The organism is Shouchella oshimensis, from assembly GCF_002019765.1.
GTDB classification, from domain to species: domain Bacteria; phylum Bacillota; class Bacilli; order Bacillales; family Bacillaceae_D; genus Shouchella; species Shouchella oshimensis.
Genome location: NZ_KV917380.1, coordinates 2,737,686 through 2,754,704 on the forward strand (window position 1 = coordinate 2,737,686; position 17,019 = coordinate 2,754,704).

The 17,019-nt window shown below is 39.1% G+C and carries 17 protein-coding genes; 5 read left to right on the forward strand and 12 right to left on the reverse strand.

All coding sequences use genetic code 11. From position 1 onward, the window contains the following. On the reverse strand, positions 1-1,041 hold the full coding sequence (hemE, locus tag BK583_RS13890) for a uroporphyrinogen decarboxylase (protein WP_371836663.1): 1,041 nt from the start codon (positions 1,039-1,041) through the stop codon (positions 1-3). Between the two features lie 367 nt (positions 1,042-1,408). After that, on the reverse strand, positions 1,409-3,562 hold the full coding sequence (locus BK583_RS13895; protein WP_245804420.1) for a transglycosylase domain-containing protein: 2,154 nt from the start codon (positions 3,560-3,562) through the stop codon (positions 1,409-1,411). 283 nt (positions 3,563-3,845) lie between these two features. Between BK583_RS13895 and BK583_RS13900 the strand changes: the two genes are divergently transcribed. Next, on the forward strand, positions 3,846-4,562 hold the full coding sequence (locus BK583_RS13900) for a cytochrome c biogenesis CcdA family protein (RefSeq protein WP_038478611.1): 717 nt from the start codon (positions 3,846-3,848) through the stop codon (positions 4,560-4,562). A 228-nt stretch (positions 4,563-4,790) separates the two neighbouring features. On the opposite strand, the gene BK583_RS13905 is transcribed toward BK583_RS13900, so the two are convergent. From BK583_RS13905 to BK583_RS13915, 3 genes are read right to left on the reverse strand one after another with little or no spacing between them, the layout of a single operon-like run. Further along, complete coding sequence (locus BK583_RS13905; protein WP_038478608.1) at positions 4,791-5,525, reverse strand: EcsC family protein; 735 nt, start codon at positions 5,523-5,525, stop codon at positions 4,791-4,793. Positions 5,526-5,552: 27 nt separating this feature from the next. After that, positions 5,553-6,779, reverse strand: a complete 1,227-nt coding sequence (locus BK583_RS13910) for an ABC transporter permease (RefSeq protein WP_055737346.1) — start codon at positions 6,777-6,779, stop codon at positions 5,553-5,555. Then, positions 6,776-7,519 carry an ABC transporter ATP-binding protein gene (locus BK583_RS13915; RefSeq protein ID WP_055737345.1) on the reverse strand — a complete coding sequence of 248 codons (744 nt, stop codon included), beginning with the start codon at positions 7,517-7,519 and terminating at the stop codon, positions 6,776-6,778. The genes BK583_RS13910 and BK583_RS13915 overlap by 4 nt, the downstream gene beginning before the upstream one ends. Before the next feature lie 172 nt (positions 7,520-7,691). Here BK583_RS13915 and BK583_RS13920 point away from each other — a divergent pair, with 172 nt between their 5' ends. The 3 genes from BK583_RS13920 to BK583_RS13930 all read left to right on the forward strand — a co-directional run bounded on the left by BK583_RS13920 (position 7,692) and on the right by BK583_RS13930 (position 9,920). Beyond that, positions 7,692-8,123 carry an HIT family protein gene (locus BK583_RS13920; RefSeq protein WP_038478600.1) on the forward strand — a complete coding sequence of 144 codons (432 nt, stop codon included), beginning with the start codon at positions 7,692-7,694 and terminating at the stop codon, positions 8,121-8,123. Positions 8,124-8,261: 138 nt separating this feature from the next. After that, positions 8,262-9,338 carry a 3-phosphoserine/phosphohydroxythreonine transaminase gene (gene serC / locus BK583_RS13925; protein WP_038478597.1) on the forward strand — a complete coding sequence of 359 codons (1,077 nt, stop codon included), beginning with the start codon at positions 8,262-8,264 and terminating at the stop codon, positions 9,336-9,338. A gap of 48 nt (positions 9,339-9,386) precedes the next feature. Next, entirely contained in the window at positions 9,387-9,920 is a 534-nt protein-coding gene (locus BK583_RS13930; RefSeq protein ID WP_055737344.1) for an HTH-type transcriptional regulator Hpr, read from the forward strand. A 490-nt stretch (positions 9,921-10,410) separates the two neighbouring features. On the opposite strand, the gene BK583_RS13940 is transcribed toward BK583_RS13930, so the two are convergent. Both BK583_RS13940 and BK583_RS13945 read right to left on the reverse strand, forming a co-directional pair. Next, the gene (locus BK583_RS13940) at positions 10,411-10,995 is read right to left on the reverse strand and encodes a DUF2140 family protein (RefSeq protein ID WP_055737342.1); all 585 of its coding nucleotides are present in this window, start codon (positions 10,993-10,995) and stop codon (positions 10,411-10,413) included. A gap of 145 nt (positions 10,996-11,140) precedes the next feature. Further along, positions 11,141-11,236, reverse strand: coding sequence for a YjcZ family sporulation protein (locus tag BK583_RS13945; RefSeq protein ID WP_078390824.1), 96 nt, complete (start codon positions 11,234-11,236; stop codon positions 11,141-11,143). A 331-nt stretch (positions 11,237-11,567) separates the two neighbouring features. On the opposite strand from BK583_RS13945, the gene BK583_RS13950 reads away from it, so the two are divergent. Further along, positions 11,568-12,602 carry a peptidylprolyl isomerase gene (locus BK583_RS13950; RefSeq protein WP_055737341.1) on the forward strand — a complete coding sequence of 345 codons (1,035 nt, stop codon included), beginning with the start codon at positions 11,568-11,570 and terminating at the stop codon, positions 12,600-12,602. Between the two features lie 73 nt (positions 12,603-12,675). On the opposite strand, the gene BK583_RS13955 is transcribed toward BK583_RS13950, so the two are convergent. The 5 genes from BK583_RS13955 to BK583_RS13975 form a co-directional block, all read right to left on the reverse strand. Further along, the gene (locus BK583_RS13955) at positions 12,676-13,080 is read right to left on the reverse strand and encodes an NUDIX hydrolase (protein ID WP_055737340.1); all 405 of its coding nucleotides are present in this window, start codon (positions 13,078-13,080) and stop codon (positions 12,676-12,678) included. A gap of 372 nt (positions 13,081-13,452) precedes the next feature. Then, positions 13,453-13,731 (reverse strand): sporulation YhaL family protein, encoded by a 279-nt coding sequence (locus tag BK583_RS13960; protein ID WP_078440192.1) that lies wholly within the window; start codon positions 13,729-13,731, stop codon positions 13,453-13,455. 80 nt (positions 13,732-13,811) lie between these two features. Then, on the reverse strand, positions 13,812-14,771 hold the full coding sequence (yhaM, locus tag BK583_RS13965) for a 3'-5' exoribonuclease YhaM (protein WP_038478577.1): 960 nt from the start codon (positions 14,769-14,771) through the stop codon (positions 13,812-13,814). A 132-nt stretch (positions 14,772-14,903) separates the two neighbouring features. Further along, positions 14,904-16,319 (reverse strand): sensor histidine kinase, encoded by a 1,416-nt coding sequence (locus tag BK583_RS13970; RefSeq protein ID WP_055737339.1) that lies wholly within the window; start codon positions 16,317-16,319, stop codon positions 14,904-14,906. After that, the gene (locus BK583_RS13975; RefSeq protein WP_055737338.1) at positions 16,316-16,996 is read right to left on the reverse strand and encodes a response regulator transcription factor; all 681 of its coding nucleotides are present in this window, start codon (positions 16,994-16,996) and stop codon (positions 16,316-16,318) included. The genes BK583_RS13970 and BK583_RS13975 overlap by 4 nt, the downstream gene beginning before the upstream one ends. Between the last annotated feature and the right edge of the window lie 23 nt (positions 16,997-17,019).

The window sequence follows — 17,019 nt, forward strand, 5'->3', positions numbered from 1 at the left end:
TTACCCCTTTCGCTTCACTTCAGCTGAGTATTCATGAATAAAGGTCGTTAACCGTCTTAATGTATCTGGTGATACTTCTGGGAAAACCCCTTGGCCCAAGTTAAAAATAAAGTGATTACTCTTTAGTCCCTGGTCTAAAATGGCCTTTGTCTCTTGCTCAATAACATCCCACGGTGCAAGTAAAATGGACGGATCTAAATTCCCTTGAACCGTTTTTTGAATTCCTATCGCCCTCGCTTCATCAACTGTTGTTCTCCAGTCAAGCCCAATAACATCAGCCGGCATATCTTTCCACGTCTTCATTAAATGAGGCGTGCCCACTCCATGTAAAATAAGTGGAATCCCTTCCGAACGAACTTCTGTCAAGATTCGATCCATTACTGGTTGAATAAACCGTTTATAATCACTCACACTCAAAGCTCCGACCCACGAATCAAACAACTGTATAGCTTGGGAGCCAGCCGTGACTTGTGCACGAACATACGCAATCGTCATCGTCCCAAGCTTATCCATTAACATGTGCCATGCTTTAGAGTTAGAGTGCATGAACGCTTTTGTTTTATGATAATTTTTTGACGGACCGCCTTCAATCATGTAACTCGCCAATGTGAATGGAGCTCCAGCAAAACTAATGAGTGGTACATGGAGCTGACCACGTAGAATCTTAATCGTTTCCAATACATGAGCAACATCTTTTTCAGGTTCCAGCTCGCCTAATTGCTCAACATCTTTTTCTGACGTAATAGGGTTATAAATGACCGGACCAATTCCTGACTTAATTTCTACATCAACACCAATAAAAGGGAGCGGTGTCATTATATCTTTATATAAAATAGCAGCGTCATTGTTATATTGATCAACCGGTAGCTTCGTTACATATGCACAAAGTTCAGGATCGTGTGTAATGTCAAACAAGCTACGTGTTTCCTTAATTTTACGATATTCAGGTTGAGAACGTCCTGCTTGTCTCATGTACCACACAGGTACATGGTCATGAGCCTCTCCCCTACATGCTTTCAAAAATGTGTCGTTAAACGCCATACTCACTATTATCCACCTCTCCAAACGAACAAATCTCACAAAGTCTATCTTACTTCAAACAAAACAGAAAATCGACGTTTCTGCTTATTTATCGTTCTTTTTATCTCTTTAACTATAATAACCTACTGAACCGTTGTACACACACTATGATAAATTGTCATGATTTTGATGGATTTTGTCAAAAATTTTGATGTAAGCGCGTTCTAGTTTAACCACACGTCTTAGTATCTCCAAGTTAAGAAATATTCAAAAGTGATTTTCCTTCTTTTGAACCTACGCGATACCTCTATTTTATCCACTTTTACGTCTCTATTTTAAAAAAAGAACCTAAAAAAACGTAGCGTCAACGCACTACGTTTCAAAACAATTAAGGATTAAGAGAAAAGGAAAACTCAAAACTCGGTTTTACAATCTCACTCTCAGAACCTTCCACTTCTGTTACAGGATCATACGCAACGATTTGATAACTTGGAATAGAAAATGGATTGTAACGTCCTTCTGAGTAACGAGGTTCTGTTAAGTTCGTAGCTACTCTTTTTCGTTCATCGTCGTGAACTTCATAAACATTAAATTCCATTCGATCATCTTCAAATGCCTCCCACTCTAATTGGACACTTAGAAAGCCATTTCCTCCAAGAGAATAACTCGCTTCAAAATTGGTTATCTCTTCCATCGCAATAGGTGGCTCTAGATCTTTTACTCCTTCTGGCTTTACAAACGCTGTCCCTTGATTTGATGCAGGCAGTTTATTAACCATCGCTTGGAATAAACGTGTCGGGTGTTGACTCCCACCTGTAAAATATTGTTCATCGGTTGTTGTATCATATCCCATCCACACACTTCCAACGACTTCAGGCGTGTAACCGACGAACCAAGCATCTCGAACAGCTCCAGCTACATTAGGATAGCCCTGAGTTCCGGTTTTTCCAGCGATAGGCGACGTTGTTTGCACACCAGTGGCGCCAGTACCTTCTTTCATTACTTGTTCCAGCATTCGCGTCATCGACCAGGCCGTTTGCTCAGACATAACCTCTGTTTCAACTAAATTAGCTCCTCCTACTCGCTTGCCGTTAGAATCATAAATATCTTTTATAAAGTGAGGTTCAATCAACTGACCTTCATGAGCAAAAGAGCGATAAGATTTGGTCATTTCGTATGGAGTTACGCCTTCATACAGACCACCTAACGCCAGTGATAATTGTCGATCTGGCACTTGTAAACCAAATTTCTTTAATTGGCGAACCGAATCACTGAGTCCCATCTCGTTTAATAACCAAACGGCTGGTGCGTTAGCCGATTGAACGAGAGAATCATATAAAGTCATTTCCCCACTATATACTCCTGAGGCATTTCGAGGCGTATAACCATCTTCTGTTTCATCCTCATAAAGGAGCAATTCATCCTTTAACGTTGAATAAGGGTGATACATGCCGCTTTCTAAAGCCGGTGCGTATACAGCAAGGGGTTTAAATGTTGATGCCGGGGATCGGTTAACATTCAGTCGATTTAACCCTCTTCGAACATAATCTTTTCCACCTTGTGCCGCTAGCACTCCGCCGGTGTTCACATCCATGAACATCATGGTTCCTTGAGCATCTTTACTTCCTTCAGGGTAAAAACGTTCATCATGTAATGCTTGATATGTTTCATGCTGAAATGCCAAATTAATTGGACTGACAATTCGATACCCACCTGTAAGTAATTCATTATTACTCATGTTGTAGCGTTCGCTAGCTTCATCCATCACCATATCAATGTACGTAAACAAAGCTTCATCTAACACATATTCTTGATGATCCGTTTCTACCGGGGCATCCTGATAAGAGGAAGCTTCTTCGTTTGATAAGTACCCCTGTTGCGCCATAACTGTTAGCACTAGGTCACGGCGTTCTTTATTTCGATCAGCTTCATTTAATGGCGAGAACGTACTAGGCGCATTAACTACAGCCACTAAGGAAGCACCTTCATAAACGGTTAACTCTTTTGCAGGTTTATTAAAGTATAATTGGGAGGCCGCTTCGATCCCGTAAGCACCGTGACCAAAATAGATTTGATTTAAGTACATCTCTAAAATTTCTTCTTTACTGTACCGTCTCTCCAAATTCATTGCTATTAGTACTTCATTCGTCTTACGGAGCCATGCTTTTTCATTGGATAAAAACAAGTTTTTTGCAAGTTGCTGAGTAATCGTACTACCCCCTTCAACTTTTGCTCCTGCTAAAATATCTCGATAAAGCGCCCGACCAATCGCTCTAAAATCGATGCCTTGGTGCTCATAAAAGCGTGAATCTTCCATTGCAACAAATCCCTGTTGTACGTACTCAGGGATTTCTATAATGCTAACAAACTCTCGATTTTCCATATATAAATTCGTAATTACATTGCCTTCTGTATCAACGAGCACGCTGGATCGATTCATCATTAATTTCTCTTCATCTAGCTGATATGAACCAGCTAACATGAAGATTACGAATATAATGAAAGACAGTGCTATCATACCAACGACCGCACTCGCAACCAAACTCCATTTTTTTAGCAGATCAATGACCCCCCTATAGGTCTTATAACACATTGAAAACAAACTACCATCCAGTCTATCGTACTTATCATATAAAAAAAAGACAGGATTCGGTGGGATTTTCGCTTAATTTACAAGGTATTTAGGGGTTCTTTGACATTTATCACGTAATGTTCAAAATTGCACACGAAACGTATTCGCTTTCATTTGTTTAAACATGTTACACTTGGAAAGGTCATAGACTAGTACAACATGAACTATTTTTTGTTTTAAGGGGCTGAGCTAAATGGAAGTAACCTTTAGCATTGCGTTTTTCGCAGGCTTAGTTTCTTTCTTTTCACCGTGCATCTTTCCTTTAATGCCTGCTTATTTATCTCAACTAACAGGCACTACTGTCACAAATGGAGCGATTGCTGCACCTAGAAGAATAATCTTGTCCAGAAGTTTTGGTTTTATCGCTGGTTTCACACTTGTCTTTATGCTGTTCGGTTTAGCTAGCACGATGCTTGGGCAGCTTTTTGTTAGCAATCAAGCATTACTAGAGCGTCTTGGCGGAATTGTTATTATTTTATTCGGTCTACAAATGACTGGACTGATTTCTATTCGTGCTCTGTTTTCAGACAAGAGATTAGAGCCGTCCTCTAATACTGCGGCAAGTTTTTCAAAATCGCTATTGTTCGGCTTTCTATTTGCAGCAGGTTGGACTCCTTGTATTGGGCTTGTATTAGCAAGTATTCTCACTTTAGCAAGTACATCTACTACTATATGGAACGGAGTTTTTTTACTCTTTATTTATTCTGTTGGACTCGGTATTCCGTTTTTACTTATTGCCATGCTCTGGGCGCGTTCATTGCACAAAATGAGACGTTTAAATCGTTACTTGCCAATCATTCAAAAAATAAGTGGCGTTATGATGATTATATTAGGCGTTCTTCTATTCACTGGCTATTTTTCAACACTTGCGGCAATGATGGCCCAATATACGCCTAGCTGGATGAAATAACCAGGTTCCCCTTTCAGTATGAGTAGCGCGGCTTCGCTGTGCTGCTCCTTTTGGCGTTACGTAACCGTATTCACTAAGCAACTACTTTTTACATCTAATCTGGATCTCATTGACCATTAAACAACTTCATCCTCTCTAAACAGACTATTACGACCGGAATTCAAACAGGTTATTTAAACGAAAAAAGGATCGTAACCATCTGCGGAACGACCCTTTGCACTCATTCTTCTACTCATTTTCCAGCGTTACCCGTTTAAATTCTGCAAGCCAACGCATTCGACAGAGCTGAATGGTGTTCTCTTCAAGTTTTGTGAATAAATAGTAGTTTGCTGTTCCTCCAAATACCGCGCCCACAACTGGAAGGAGTTGCAAGGTCTTCGGAATATCAATAGTATCTCGATATTGAAGTTGCAATTGTTCCCAATTTGTTTCATTAATTGTCCCATGCTCAATATAGGCCTCAACCTCTTTTAATACATCTAATCGATGTGTTCGATTCCCATAGCTAAACTGAAACAATAGCAAAATAAAAAAACGATCTTGCAGTGTTTCGGTTGAAAACCCATAAAGATGAGCAACCTCAAACAAAGCCTTTAACTTTAGGGATAAAAAAAGAGGGAAATCCATTGCTCCTGCAACAAATCCCCCTGCTCCCGTTCCAATCCCTTCCGCTAACGCCATACGACGATACCGTCGAAACAGATCCACCGCTTTTTGATCAGCTTCTTCAAGGGAAAAAGAACGTATTTCTTTCACAATCAATTGATTAGACTTGTCAATGCCGTACATAATTGTTTCCGCTGTTCTCTTCACACATTGTGTAGCAACAGTATGATAGAGTTTAGGCATCTTATCTTGAATCGTTTCTTGCAAATATCCAACCTTTTTCTTCAAATGTGACTCTGGTCGTTGTTGCTGCCGTTTCCAAATTGCAAGCTCTTCCTCTATACCCTTCACATTCATTACGAGAGCCCCCTTCGCTACATCTTATTAGCGGACTCTGCGATACTTTCCTTTTTTTCGATGAACGAGTGTTTGACTTCCATATAAACCGAGTAACGCACTGGCAACTAAAACAAGCACGCCATATAAAAGATCACTCGTCACTACTGCAACGACTCCGTATACAATGGCAAGCAAGAAGAGCAACCGGGCAGTTATATACGTTAATGCTTGCTTCTTTTCTTCAGGCTTTATTGGATATAGGTCAATCCAAATACTAGCAGAGTGGTGGAATGAGAGAGTTGATAACTGCATCATTGTAATATGAGTAAACAACAATGCCATTGCTAATTTCATCCAGCCTAATGGAAGCACATAAATGAAGAGTCCCCCCACAATAGTTAGTCGAAGATACGTACCTAGATAGTCATTCGCTCGAACAAAAGTCCGCGCATATAAGTAGTGGTACACCGCATCTTTTTTTCCACCTAACAATTGAACAGCCCATTGTAAGTAAGTACGCTCACGCACTTTATTACGTAGCTGTGGTACATCCGTAAAAGCATTTGCAATTCGGTAAAAGAACATAACCATCTGATTTTCCACTTCAATTAATCGTTCCCATTTTAAGCTATGCTTTTTTTCAAGCGGTTGCCAATACCCTTTGTACAGGATCGCCATAAGCACAACAATTGCTACGATTAACCACACAGGTGCTTGTGCAAATAGTAAATAGGCAGCCACAGCATTAATCAGCATGCGAAGAGCCATATTTGAATATCGCTCTCCTTTTGCCACGAGACGTTGCTCCTGCCAAACACATAAGAGATTCCATATTTTTATTAACAAAAGAAACAGTAGCGCTAGCCAAAACGTAGCCCCCGTACCAATACGCTCTGTGAACATTGGACCAACCGCCATAAATAATAAGACGATGTAGCTGGCTTGCCACATACTTGAGTATCTTAATGCTTGATTGAAATAAACCGACATTTTTGTTTCGTAAGGTAATAAGAAAACAACATCGGCTGGTTTAACAAAAGTCCGAATAGAACCCGCAGTTAAGCGCCACGTAAACAGAACAGTTAATAACGGTACTAGCGGGAAGTCCACAGGCATTTGCTCTACGAATTGCTGATAATATACGGTAAGAAAGATAAACAAGAAATAAACCGAAATAACAAAACCACTGTTTAAGATTAATTTCAGATATCCTCTCGCCTCAGACCAGTATTGATGACGTCTAGATTCCCAAAGCTCTTGTGCCTGTCTCATTCCTGAACGTCCTTCGTCATTTCTATATAAATATCGTCTAGAGTCGCATCGCTTTTCCCGATGGCTAGCCTCATCTCATCAAGGGTCCCTGTTAGCACCACTTTTCCCTGATGTAAAATAACAAAGCGATCACAGTAACGCTCAGCCGTTGCCAAAATATGGGTGGACATTAATATGCCTGCACCTTTTTTCTTCATTTCCGAAATCCAGTTTAAAAAAGACTGTATTCCTACTGGGTCTAGTCCAACAATGGGTTCGTCTACTACGTATAGCTCTGGTTCCGCCAGAAAAGCACTCATAATCATTACTTTTTGACGCATTCCTTTTGAAAAATGATTAGGGTACCACTTTTTCATCTTTGTCATATTAAATTCTTTTAAGAGTGTTTCTGCACGCTGTTCAAAGTCTGATTTATCAATTCCATAGGCAACACTTGTTAACTCTAAATGCTCCCATAATGTCAATTCATCATACAAAAGTGGTGTTTCTGGAATATAGGCGAATGATCTTCGATACTGATCTGCATTATCAGCAAAACGCAATCCGTTAATTTTCACTTCACCAGATTGTGGGTCCATTAACCCTAATACATGCTTAATGGTAGTACTCTTCCCAGCACCATTTAACCCAATTAAACCGACGATTTCTTGCTTCTGAACACCAAATGAAACGTTATGTAAAACAGGCTTTTTTGGTGTATATCCACCTGATAATTCATTAATCTCTAACATATTAGCCATTTATGTCATCACTCCCCCTTGTAGTTTAGCAAAAAAAAAGTAGAAAAGCACTTTCAGAACTCTTTCACTCTATTCACCATCATGCTTTTAAAATCCTTTCACCATCTTGATTGCTTCTTTTCATAAATATGCGTACAATTTTAGCTAAGATTGATTCAAAGGAGGATTCTCTATGTCAGACTGCATTTTCTGTGCTATAAGAGATGGACAGCTACCAGCCACAAAATTGTACGAGGATGAGCATGTTTTAGCATTTTATAACATCCAACAAATAACAAAAGGGCACACACTGGTCATTCCGAAACAGCATCATGAAGCAATTTTCGACCTTCCCCCGGAAACAGCTTCACACCTATTTTCAGTTGTTCCGAAACTCGCTACAGCTTTAAAAGAGAGTTATTCGTGTAAAGGGTTGAATATCGTTAATAATAACGGACGAATTGCAGGTCAAACTGTGTTTCACTACCACCTTCACCTTGTGCCTCGATATGGAGAAGAAGGGATTTACAGCAATATTTGGAATAAAGAAGCTAGCCCCGATCATTTAAACGGGTTAGAACCTTATACAGAACGTTTCAAAGCCACACTAAACAGTTCTATTTAAGAAAAAGTCACTTTGCAGTGACTTTTTTTGCATTATTATTCTCAAATAAAAATAATTTGCGATTTTATCGCCCAAAAAGTCAAAATTATGATATCATTTCTAAAAACACACGTTAAAGGGATAAAGGGAGTCAAAAAAATGAAAAATGTTCATAACTTTAGCGCTGGTCCTGCTGCTTTACCTCGCCAAGCACTCGAAAAAGCACAATCAAGTTTACTTAATTATGAAGAATCGCAAGTCTCTATCATGGAGATGAGTCACCGATCTAAAACCTATGAAAACGTTCACTTTCAAGCAATTTCTCGACTAAAATCGTTAATGAAATTAGATGAAGATACTCATATTCTTTTTTTTCAAGGTGGAGCAAATCTTCAATTTTCGATGGTTCCAATGAATTTTCTAAATAATCAATCCAGTTATGTGTTGACAGGTGTTTGGTCAGAAAAAGCTGCCAATGAAGCGAAACGATTTGGGACTATTGACGTACAAACACATGCGAAAGAAAATGGGTATTCAACCATCCCATCGCCGGATGACCTTTCTTATGATGACCGAAATTCCTATTTACATATAACATCAAACAACACAATTTATGGAACTCAATGGAAAAAATTCCCTTATTCAAAACTACCGTTAGTTTGTGACATGTCCAGTGATATTTTATCAAGAGACATTGATTATAATGCATTTGATCTTATTTACGCAGGTGCTCAAAAGAATCTTGGTCCTGCTGGTGTGACCATCGTTGCAGTTAAAGATTCATTTCTTAAAAACGCTCATTCCGACGTAGCACCAATGCTTTCCTATCAAACCTTTTCTAAAAGTCAGTCCATGTATAACACACCACCTGTCTTTTCGATCTACATGTTGAACTTAGTATTAGAATGGATTGAAAGCGAAGGTGGTGTTTCATCAATTGAAGCTCGAAATGAAAAGAAAGCTTCTCTACTCTACGATGCCATTGATCGCAGTGAAGGCTTTTATCGAGGTCACGCCGAAAAAGAAGCTCGCTCTACAATGAACGTGACCTTTAATTTACAACATGACGATTTGGAGAAACTGTTTTTACAAGAAGCTGAAGAAGCTGGACTTATCGGATTACCTGGACATCGTTTAGTTGGTGGTATCCGGGCAAGTATTTACAACGCAGTTCCACTAGAATCTTGCGAAGTACTTGCTGCTTTCATGGATTCCTTTAAAAGAAAACATACGTAACATACAAAAGTCATCCTATACAAATAGAATATAGATGGAGGAATGGTTATGGAGCCAATGGCAAAGCACTCAATGTTATATAGTTACAAGCTAGCTGTATTAAGTAAAGCGATGTGGAAATCCGTCGAGAAAGATTGGCAAAACTGGATTAAGCCGTTTAACTTAAACTTGAATGAGCATCATATTTTGTGGATTGCTGATCAGTTCAATGGCGCTTCCATTTCTGACATTGCCTCATACGGTGCCATGCATGTGTCAACTGCCTTTAACTTTTCCAAAAAGCTAGAAAAGCGAGGGTTATTAACATTCTCGAAAAAACAAGAAGATAAGAGAAATACGTACGTTTGCCTAACAGAAGAAGGAAAGATCCTGTTACACGAGACGTTACGTGTCTTTAACGAACAAACCTTCAATGTCTACCAAGGCTCTTTGCCAATTAAAGAGATTTACGGAAGGTTCCCGGAATTCTCAGAATTAGTGTCGATTGTACGCCACTTATATGATGATGATTTTATTCGACAGTTTCATGATGATTCCTTTATCTCTTCTAAGCCATCATCAAAGCAAAGAAGTTATTTATAATATCGTTACTTACTAAAGGTAAGGGCATGTAAAAAGGGCGCACATTCGTTTGTGCCTTTTTTTATTTTACCGTTCTATCCACCTATTCCGTTCACATAATCACTCGCCTTTTTCATGGTGGTAATGAGTGGTGTTTCAAAAATAGGATGTTTGACAACATTTACACGCCAATTTGGAAAATAAGTTCTGTTATAAACAAACGAAAGAGGCTGGGACATAACTAAAAATAGTATTTGAAAAGACGAATAGTTTAAACTATGCTGAGTAGCACCGCTACAGGAGAATCCTTCGCTTTCCGAGGACACGGCCTCAGCCTCCTCCGTGGAAAACCGCCACTCCAGAGTCTTCAGACACGTGCTGAACCCCCAGGAGTCTTCGGATTCCCCTTCCGCTCATTTTCATATAAAACAAACGACGAACGTTCCTATTTTCAGGAATGTTCGTCATTTTGGTCTGTCTATCTACTTTTGTCCCAGCCTCTTTAAAAACATTATTGTATAAGAGATATGTCTAAGACATCTTCACTTAAATTGACGTCATTAAAGCGTAAGCCAAAAGGCTCTAACTCTTCAATCATTCGTAAATCAATTACTACATGTTCTTCACTTGGATAGAGATAAATCCATTCTGGCAATTCAGCTATTTGATTAAACATGCGAAGCGCTGTTTCTGGTGAGATCGATAAAAATCCTGCTGACAGATTGTCTGCTTCTAGTAATAAGCTGCCATCTTCTTGTACGGTCGGCTCGAAACGCATGGCTACATCAATTGAAGACAGAACAGCATCTACTTCACCTTCTAAATAAACACCATCCTCAGCCAAGTAGAAGTAGAATGGTATATCTTCTTCTAATAAATTGTCCAATAAAAGATTTGACTGATCTAGCGTCATTTGAAAGCTCAATAATTCTTCGTTCTCACTATTTGTAGTTGGACGCTCCCTTGGATCAGAATCAACGTTCCCGAAGAGCCGTATTGCTGCAATTAGCAATATAGAAAGAATGATCATTAAAATTGTAAGAACAATAAAAAAGCCTGTTTTATAAAAACGGTTGGTTTGTTGTCTCCTATTCATTCTCGCCACTCCTATGTATAAATGTTTTCTACTGCCTTTATACCCTTTTCTACACTCTTTCAACAATAGTTCCACCTATTTTTTGATAATTTTTGTTCTAACTAGAGAAAGCGCTCATGAATCTATCCATGAGCGCTAGACGTTACTAGCAAATCCAAGAAGCCCCGATAATCACTAATAAAATGAATAAAACTACGATTAATGCAAACCCACTGTTGTATCCTCCGCCTGCGTAACTCATGTACATTTCCTCCTTTGAAAATTTCACATTTTTTTTGATAGAAAGCACATTAAGCATGTTGATGTGAAGCATGAAAAGCGCTTCAAAACACGCTTAACCCTTGCCACCCGAAGGTTTTAGAGCTTTCTTTGTGCTTTGTTACCTTATCCTATGCAAAAAGTAAATATGGGTACTAGGCGAATGACCTAATTTCCCAATAATACAGCAATTGTTGTAGGTTTTTATTTATGATATAGTAGGTTTTGTGCAAGAAAAAACTGGGTAATTTATCTGGTTGACCTTGTGTACGAGTTATGCTGATGATAATAGATCTCTTCAAGGAGTGTTACAAATGAAAAAGTACTTACTCGCTGGGTTCGGTGCTGTTGCGCTTACAACTTTAGCAGCATGTAATAATGATGAAGGAAACGGATCTACCATTGCTACAATCGAGGGTGGAGAAACCATTACACAAGAAGCGCTATTTGAAGATTTAAAAAACAATCAACAAGCAGCAGGCGCTTTGCAAAACGCCTTTTTTACAGACTTAACTGAACAGCTATTGGCGCTTGCTGGTGAAGATATGGATTTTTCTGAAGAGCAAATTAACGCAATGGTTGCAACACTTCAAGATGAATTTGGTGTTAACTCAGAAGAAGAGCTCGTTGACATCGTAGTTGAAAGACTTGGATTAGAAGACCGTGACGATATGATTGATAATTTAATCATTCCAGAACTAACTTTAATTGAACTTCAAGCCCAAGACTTAGACTACACGGATGAAGACATTGCTGCTTATTTTGAAGACAATCGTGAGCAATATGAGCAAGTGGAAGCTCGTCATATTCTCGTTGAGGAAGAAGACGTTGCCAATGACATTATCGAACAATTAAATGATGGCAGTGATTTCGCTGATCTTGCTGAAGAATACGGCACAGATGGCACAGCAACTAACGGCGGCGATCTCGGATTCTTTACACGCGCTGAGATGGACGAAGCGTTTGCAGAAGCTGCCTTTGATTTAGAAGTTGGAGAGGTAACGAGTGAACCTGTTGAATCTGCATTCGGATTCCATGTAATTGAAAAGACAGACGAGGCACTCGAATATGACACAATGCCTGACTCAGCTCAAATGGCTGTTAAACGCGCTTATATTGAAGAAAACGGCCGTGACTTCTTTGCGGTAGTTGTGGACTTGCTTGAGCAATATGACGTAACTGTAGAAGACGAGTTCTTCCAAGGTGTTATTGATCAAGTCCAAGCGAGCACAAACCAACCTGAGACAGAGGAAGAACAGCCAGCTGAAGATGATGCAACAGATTCTGATGAAGATACAACTGATGAAGACACAACCGATGAAGACACAACTGATGAAGAGAACGAATAAATAAAACAAGTGGAGTCTGTTGAACGTATCCCAGTCGGATACGATTAGCAGACTTTTTTAGTGTAACGCATAACTAAATAAAAGACCTCCAGATTTGTTTAATATAATGCCCTACCTCTTTAGGTCTTACATCTATCGAGGGTAATTGATTTAAAGGTATCCACATTGGTTCGTACGTGCCTCGTTTTCTCTCTTTACCTCTATACTCGTTCCCCTTCCCTATAGCAATATCACCTTCGAGAATAGAAGCAAGAAAAAAATACTGTGTACCATGATAAAAAATAGTTATGAGCAATCGTTCTATACGAATGTCGACATTGAGTTCCTCTAGTGCTTCTCGAATGGTTGCTTCCTCTAACGTTTCACCCTTTTCTACTCCTCCACCAGGAAAGACATAGTAGGTATGGTTGCTATAAACTCTTTTAACTAACGCGACACTTTGATTTTTAATAAGTACAGCCGACCCTCTACTTCTCATACAACACTCCTTTAAAAATGGTTGCAAAAAACAGTATAGTAAGTCCTATCCTTCTGAAACGCTTTATTGGATCCGTGATATCATCTCCCTTTGGCTAGCCCCTTTACCTACCCTTCATGAATAGATTATTGCGCTACAATAACTGCCAGTTGTCCCTTTGTTTTTGGCTTGGCATTCAACATCAATCTGGCAAACCATTACGCAAACGGTAATCGAGGTACAGTATCCCCTTCCTTTTTTCCTTTAAACGATGGCTGATCGTTAAAGCAGTGGTTGCTCTCTTCTTTCTTACGTTTTCAGTACAAACAAAATGCCTTCAGGATGAGATCGTTCTATCCTGAAGGCCATTCTTTTATAATCAAAATATAAGAGTTAAAGCTCTTGCTGTTCTTTTAATTTCTTCGCTTCTTGAATACGTTCCATATAGACATTTCCTTCTTGCTCAATAAAATCCTCATCGATTTCTTTTTCTTCTTTCAGTGCTCGAATCCACTGATAGCCACTAAAGAGAATACCGAGGATTAGTAAATACGTCCACCAAGGACTGGCAAGAACGAATTGACCAACAGATGTTTGTGTTAACAGAAAGGCTACAACTAATACCACTACAGCTCCAAGTGCAAGAAATTGGCTTGTCTCTTTTGATTTCATTAGAATTATTCACCCTTTCTACTTTCTAGTAAGCGTTCCTATCTAATGATATGGTTGAACAAGCCTAAGTAGAACTTCTTTTATAAATCGAGTGGTTTTTTATGAAAGCTCGGTTTATAAAAGCTTCGATTTTCTAATGCCATAATTCGTTCAGAAAATTCTCCTGGTTCTACTCGCTCTAGCGCACGATCCATCATATTAATTTTTGCATCAACGTTATCAATCATATGTAACACCTCTGCCTCACGAATATATGGTGGTTTAGGGCTTCCCCATTCCCCTTTTCCATGATGACTGAGCATAAGATGCTGAAGTATCAATAGCTCTTCACCCTCAATTTTCAATTCTTGTGCCGCTTCGTGAATTTCCATTGCACCAATGGAAATATGTCCAAGCAGCTTTCCTTCAAGGGTGTAGGTTGTATCAATGGCACCAGAGAGTTCTTTCACTTTACCAATATCATGGAGAATGACGCCTGCATAAAGTAGATCTGTATCTAAATTTTCATACTGTGCGGCGATATTTTTGGCAAGACGGAGCATAGAAACAACGTGAAAAGCTAAACCACCCATAAATTCATGATGATTTTTTGTCGCTGCTGGGGATTCTACAAACGCGGTTTGATGCTTCTTCACAATATAACGAGTTATACGCTGGATATTTGGGTTTTGGATATCAAAAATAAATTGGTTAACTTCATCAAGCATGTCTTCAGCTGACAATGGAGCTGATCGCACAAAATCGTTAATCTCAACACCGTCCATTGGACTAGTAGGACGAATGCTAGCAATTTTCAATTGAGTCCGTCCTCTATAATCAATGACATCTCCTTGTATATGTACAATTGTTCTATTTACAAATGTGCCTTCATCTTCTGGCGAGACACCCCATAATTTCGCTTCAATTTCACCTGTATGATCCCCTAAAATTAAGGTTAAGAACGGCTTAGAATTACTCGCTATTTGTTTCGTTGCCGTTTTTATTAACAAGTACCGATTAACCGCTTCCCCTACTTGATGGTGTTTTATTCCTTTTTCCATAACGGTCACCTCTTTTACATTATAATCTTCCATTAGTATAGCATACACCACTCTCTTCGTAGGAACGCTTCTACTTAAAGAATAAAAAAAAGCTTGATCCTGCCACACAGTGACGATGACAAGATCAACCCTTTACGAACGTTTCTTTTCTTTTTTCTTCTGTTTCACATCTTGTGCTTGATAAGGTTTTGGCAATCCAATCGTAAATCGAACGCCTTCCTCCATATTGTCTACCTTCGCAAATCCGTGATGCAATTCGGCAATTTGTTTAACAATAGCTAAACCCAAACCGAATTTCCCTTTATTTCCTTTGTAAAAAGGACTAAACAATTTGCTTAGATCTGCATCAATAGGGTCTCCCTCATTTTCAACAATTACGTAAGAATAGCGCTCATCTTCTTCCGCACGAATCGTTAATTGACGTTTAGCATAGCGCAATCCATTCTCGACTAGATTTTCTAGGAGCACTTCACATTGTTCAATATCCGCCTTTAGTATTTTATCTGCACCTTGTACATCAATGGTTACATCATCTCTTTGATAACGGAATCGCTCTTCAATCTGATACGCCAGTTTTCCAAACGGAAATTCTTCTACTTTAAGTTGATCTTTTTGCATTTGGTCAAGCTTTGTATAATAAAGCATGTCAATGACACGACGCTCCATCCGGTTCGCTTCTTCTGTAATGACATCCATTGTCTTTCCAAGATCTTCCTTTGGTAGAATGCCATCTTTTACTGATTGGGCATAGCTTTTAATGACCATAATCGGTGTTTTCAATTCATGTGAAGCATGCTGAATAAACGTTTTTTGCGCACGATCATAGCTATTTAAATTTTGCCGCATTCGTTCAAATTGATACGAAAGACGCTCAAAATCTTCGTCCCCTTGCCACTTTAACGGCTCTTGCCAGTTTCGATTGGCAATTTGTTCAAGATGATTTTCTAAAATGGCTAACGGTTGTCGCAAATAATGCTTTAACCAAATAGCAGGAAGTAAGCTTAGTGCACTTGTGAGCAATAATAAATAAAGCAGTCGCTCCCAAAGGTTCTGAACCATTTCATCACGATATGTGTCCCACATATAGGTGATAAGATATAAATCAGACCCTTCAATTGGACTAACTAAATCGTTCACCGTATAGAAAAGAGTTTGTCCACCAAACGTCGTTTCATATCGACCTGTTTGGGTATTTTGCTCAACTGCATTTTGGCGCATCTCTTCATGAACCGGTGGGTCAGGCACAACATCAATTGGTGTATTATAGATGGCATACGTCGATCCGGTAATTTCAATTAAAAACGAAACCGTCGCTCGTTGCTCCTGCCTAGATTGGTAAAACCCTGGCTGCTGGCTCAGGAACGTCTCCCAGTTTGCATCTTCCTGCATTAATTGGTCCCTTACACTATTATCAATAATTTGGTAGGTTTCTTCTGTCAGCGCCCCACGGATTGAAATGGGGTAAACAATAATGATGGAGAGTGCAACAAGCACAATTAACGAAACGAATGCAAGCCATATTCGTCTCGTTAAGTTAATTTTTATCATGAGGATAAGATCCGGTATCCGTATCCATAAAGCGTTTCTAAATGAATACGCGGCATTTTCTTACGAACTCGACGGACAACATCGTCAACAGCTCTCTCTGATCCAAAGTAATTATCGCCCCAAACATGCTCGATAATTTTTTCTCTTGAGAAGGCTTTACCAATTTCAGCTGATAACAATAACATTAGATCCATTTCTTTTGTTGTTAAATCAACCGCTTCGTTATTCTCTTCGGTGTCAATGATCGTACGTCCTATAGGATCAATGGTATATGCGTTTAGTTCGACTTTTTGTACATCTGATGTACTTGACCCATAGACCCGATTTAAAATTTTCTTTACACGAATAATGAGCTCTTGTGGCAAGAATGGTTTTGACAAATAATCATCACTCCCCATCTCAAGACCTAACACACGATCTAAGTCTTGATCTCTTGCAGAAATAAAGATAACTGGCGTATCTTCTTCATTTTTTATTGCTTTTAACACTTGATACCCATCTGTGCCAGGAAGCATAATATCTAACACCCACAAGTGAGGCTTGTTCGACACTGCATCAACTGCAGCATCGCCATTATCAAAAACCGTAACGTTCCAACCTTCTTTTTGCATATATGCTTTTAAAACTTCTGATAAGTTCTCTTCATCTTCAACTAAGTAAATATCATACTTCTCCATTTTCAGCATCCTCTCTATGTTTC

Coding starts and splice junctions, on each gene's coding strand:
- hemE (WP_371836663.1), bottom strand. CDS start 1,041: ATGGCGTTTAACGACACATTTTTGAAAGCATGTAGGGGAGAGGCTCAT.
- BK583_RS13900 (WP_038478611.1), top strand. CDS start 3,846: ATGGAAGTAACCTTTAGCATTGCGTTTTTCGCAGGCTTAGTTTCTTTC.
- BK583_RS13905 (WP_038478608.1), bottom strand. CDS start 5,525: ATGAATGTGAAGGGTATAGAGGAAGAGCTTGCAATTTGGAAACGGCAG.
- BK583_RS13910 (WP_055737346.1), bottom strand. CDS start 6,779: ATGAGACAGGCACAAGAGCTTTGGGAATCTAGACGTCATCAATACTGG.
- BK583_RS13915 (WP_055737345.1), bottom strand. CDS start 7,519: ATGGCTAATATGTTAGAGATTAATGAATTATCAGGTGGATATACACCA.
- BK583_RS13920 (WP_038478600.1), top strand. CDS start 7,692: ATGTCAGACTGCATTTTCTGTGCTATAAGAGATGGACAGCTACCAGCC.
- serC (WP_038478597.1), top strand. CDS start 8,262: ATGAAAAATGTTCATAACTTTAGCGCTGGTCCTGCTGCTTTACCTCGC.
- BK583_RS13930 (WP_055737344.1), top strand. CDS start 9,387: ATGGAGCCAATGGCAAAGCACTCAATGTTATATAGTTACAAGCTAGCT.
- BK583_RS13940 (WP_055737342.1), bottom strand. CDS start 10,995: ATGAATAGGAGACAACAAACCAACCGTTTTTATAAAACAGGCTTTTTT.
- BK583_RS13945 (WP_078390824.1), bottom strand. CDS start 11,236: ATGAGTTACGCAGGCGGAGGATACAACAGTGGGTTTGCATTAATCGTA.
- BK583_RS13950 (WP_055737341.1), top strand. CDS start 11,568: ATGAAAAAGTACTTACTCGCTGGGTTCGGTGCTGTTGCGCTTACAACT.
- BK583_RS13955 (WP_055737340.1), bottom strand. CDS start 13,080: ATGAGAAGTAGAGGGTCGGCTGTACTTATTAAAAATCAAAGTGTCGCG.
- BK583_RS13960 (WP_078440192.1), bottom strand. CDS start 13,731: ATGAAATCAAAAGAGACAAGCCAATTTCTTGCACTTGGAGCTGTAGTG.
- yhaM (WP_038478577.1), bottom strand. CDS start 14,771: ATGGAAAAAGGAATAAAACACCATCAAGTAGGGGAAGCGGTTAATCGG.
- BK583_RS13970 (WP_055737339.1), bottom strand. CDS start 16,319: ATGATAAAAATTAACTTAACGAGACGAATATGGCTTGCATTCGTTTCG.
- BK583_RS13975 (WP_055737338.1), bottom strand. CDS start 16,996: ATGGAGAAGTATGATATTTACTTAGTTGAAGATGAAGAGAACTTATCA.